This window comes from Brevundimonas sp. (genome assembly GCF_031082345.1).
Taxonomy (GTDB): domain Bacteria; phylum Pseudomonadota; class Alphaproteobacteria; order Caulobacterales; family Caulobacteraceae; genus Brevundimonas.
This window is the reverse complement of sequence record NZ_JAVHLH010000313.1, coordinates 1-2848: the sequence shown is the minus strand read 5'-3', so window position 1 is coordinate 2848 and position 2848 is coordinate 1. Positions and strand designations below refer to the sequence as shown.

3 protein-coding genes are annotated in these 2848 nt (G+C 70.0%); all 3 read right to left on the bottom strand.

The window, feature by feature from the left end; translation table 11 throughout:
* Positions 1-416 (bottom strand): adenosine deaminase (locus RDU12_RS14560; RefSeq protein WP_374990231.1); only part of this gene is annotated, 416 nt, incomplete at its 3' end.
* Positions 417-449: 33 nt separating this feature from the next.
* Positions 450-2252 carry an arginine--tRNA ligase gene (gene argS, locus RDU12_RS14555; RefSeq protein WP_300289722.1) on the bottom strand — a complete coding sequence of 601 codons (1803 nt, stop codon included), beginning with the start codon at positions 2250-2252 and terminating at the stop codon, positions 450-452.
* On the bottom strand, positions 2253-2848 hold a 596-nt coding region (locus RDU12_RS14550; protein WP_308685344.1), incomplete at its 5' end, for a Tat pathway signal sequence domain protein. It lies immediately after the preceding gene.

The following is a 2848-nucleotide window of genomic DNA, read 5'->3' as shown; positions in this document are numbered from 1 at the left end:
AAACAGAGGATCAGCTTCGAGGTGACGCCCAACTCGCTCCCGGCCCGCTTCATCCCCGCCAGCAACCCCTCGGCCACGACCCCGAACGGGACGCCGCGATCGGTGTGGGTCTGCGGGTCGAAGAAGATCTCGGCGTGCCGCACATTGTCCGCCGCCGCCCGCCGGAAATAGGCCAGCGCCAGATCGTGGAAATCCGCCTCGGTGAGCAGGACATTGGCCCCGGCGTAATAGATGTCGAGGAAGTCCTGCAGGTTGGCGAAATCATAGGCCGCCCGCACCGCCTCGACGCTGTCGAACGGGATCGACACCTTGTTGCGCCGCGCCAGCTCGAACATCAGTTCGGGCTCGAGGCTGCCCTCGATATGCAGGTGCAACTCGGCCTTGGGCAGGCCGGCGATATAGGCGTCGAGCGACATGGACGGGCTCCCTTCCGAGGCGCCCAGTCTAGCCTACATCCGCTCCGGCGTGTCGATCCCGAGCAGGTCCAGCGCCCGCTCCAGCTGGTCCAGCACCGCCTTCGACAGCGTCAGCCGCGACCCCCGGGTCGCCTCGTCCGGCGCGACCAGCACCGGGCAGGCAGCGTAGAATTTCGAGAACGACTGGGCCAGCCGGTAGGCGTGCTCCGAGATCAGGTGCGGCATCCGCTTGTCGTAGGCCTCGGCCACGGCCTGCGAGAAGGCGTCCAGCGTCAGCGCCAGATCGCGCTCGGCCGGTTCGCCGATGACTGCCGGCCCCGCCGCCGCGCCCTGGTCCGCCGCCTTGCGCAGCAGGGATTTGATCCGCACCGCCTGGTACAGCAGATACGGCCCGGTCTTGCCCTCGAAGCTCATGAAGCGGTCGAGGTCGAAGACGTAGCTGGTGGTCCGGCTGTTCGACAGGTCGGCGAACTTCAACGCCGCCACCGCCACCTTGCGGGCGATGTCGTCGAACTCGGCCTCGGGCAGGTCGGCGCCCAGCTTCGCCTCGCGCAGCCGCTCGCGGGCCTTGTCTGTGGCCATGGTGATCAGGTCGTGCAGCTTCAGCACCCCGCCCGCGCGGGTCTTGAACGGCTTGCCGTCCGGGCCGTTCATGGTGCCGAAGCCGAGATGCTCCAGCGACCCCTCGGCGGCGTAGCCGGCCAGGACGGCCGCGCGGAACACCTGTTCGAAATGCTCGGCCTGCCGCTCGTCGACGACATAGAGGATCAGGTCCGGATCGATCGACTTTCGACGGTCGAGGATCGTGGCCAGGTCGGTCGTGCCATACATGGCCGAGCCTTCCGACGAGATGACCAGCAGGGGCGGCGGGCTCGGCGCCTCGATGACGCTGCCGTCGGCCAGCTTGCGCTTGCGCGTCTCGCCGGGCCTGGCGACGTGAACCACCCGGGCGCCGTCGTCCTCGACCAGCAGGCCGGTCTTCTCGAGGTGGGCGATCATCTCGGCCATCAGCGGGTCGGCGTCGCTCTCGCCGTTCCACAGATCGAAGGTGACGCCCAGCGCGCCGAACTCGCGCTCCAGCGCCGTGCGGCTGACGGCCACGAAATGGGCCCACAGCGCGCGATAGCCGGGCCGGCCGCCCTGCAGCTCCGCCGTCGCCTTGCGGGCGCGGTCGCGGAAGGCGGCGTCTTCCTTGGCCTGGGCCGCCGCGGCCGGATACAGCCGCTCCAGATCCTCCAGCGTCACCGGCGACTCCGCCGGGAAGGGCTCGTCGCCCCCGGCCATGAAGGCGTCGGCCTTGCCCTCGTCGCCGACCGCGACGATCAGCAGCCCCATCTGGAAGCCCCAGTCGCCGAAATGGGCGTCGCCCCAGACCGTGTCGCCGCGGAAACGGAACAGCCGCTTCAGGCTCTCGCCGATGATGGAGGAGCGCAGGTGGCCGACGTGCATCGGCTTGGCCACGTTCGGTCCGGCGTAGTCGATCACCACCTTGCGCGGCGCGGCGACCGTCGAGGCCCCTGAGTGTTCGCGGTCGCCCGCGACCTCGGCCGCCCGGTCCGCCAGCGTGGCGTCGGCGACCTTCAGGTTGATGAAGCCCGGCCCGGCGATCTCGACCGAGGCCAGCCGGTCATCGCCCTTCAGCCGCTCGGCCACCCGCGCCGCCAGCTCGCGCGGATTGGCCTTCAGGGCCTTGGCCGCCGCCAGGGCGCCGTTCGACTGGAAATCGGCCAGGTCGGGCCGGTCCGACGGGGTCACGCGGGCGAGGGCGGGGTCCACGCCTTCGGCGGCGAAGGCGGCCCCGACCGCCTCGCCAAGAACAGTCCTGAGATCGGTCATTTACTGGTCGGTCGCGGGCGCCAGGGCGCCGGCATTGACGCGGAAGCGGCTGCCCGTGCGGTTGAACTCGGCCATCTCCGGGGTCACGTCGAAGCCGACCAGAATCTCGAAATTGTCGCCGCTCGTGGTCGCCGCGGCGCGCGGAATGACCACGACCTGATCGTGGGTCACCGAGGTCGTCAAGGCGCCGTCGAAACTGACCGGCAGGTCGAAATATTCCTTGGCCAGCACCGCCTTGTTCCGCTCCGTCACCGCGATCCAGTAGCGATAGGTGCGGCCGTCGCCCTGGGCCTGCGGGCCGCGGCCGAGGTTGAACAGCACCCGGGTGTAGACGGTGATCGGCTCGTCGGCCTGATAGGCGCAGTCCGAGACCAGGCCCTCGATCTCGCCGGTGTAGGCCACGTTCGACGCCGCCACCCGGTCGCCGGTCAGTTCGACGTAGCGGGCCGCGTCATAGAGAATCTTCACATAGGGACAGGGGCCGGCGGCGGCGCTGCGGCGCAGCGGCGCAATGCGGGGCGCGCGCTGGCGCTGGCTTTGCGGCGAGCCGTCGGCGTTCTGGCCTCCCGCGGACCCTCCGGGCGGCTGCTGCCCCG

Coding starts and splice junctions, on each gene's coding strand:
- argS (WP_300289722.1), bottom strand. CDS start 2,252: ATGACCGATCTCAGGACTGTTCTTGGCGAGGCGGTCGGGGCCGCCTTC.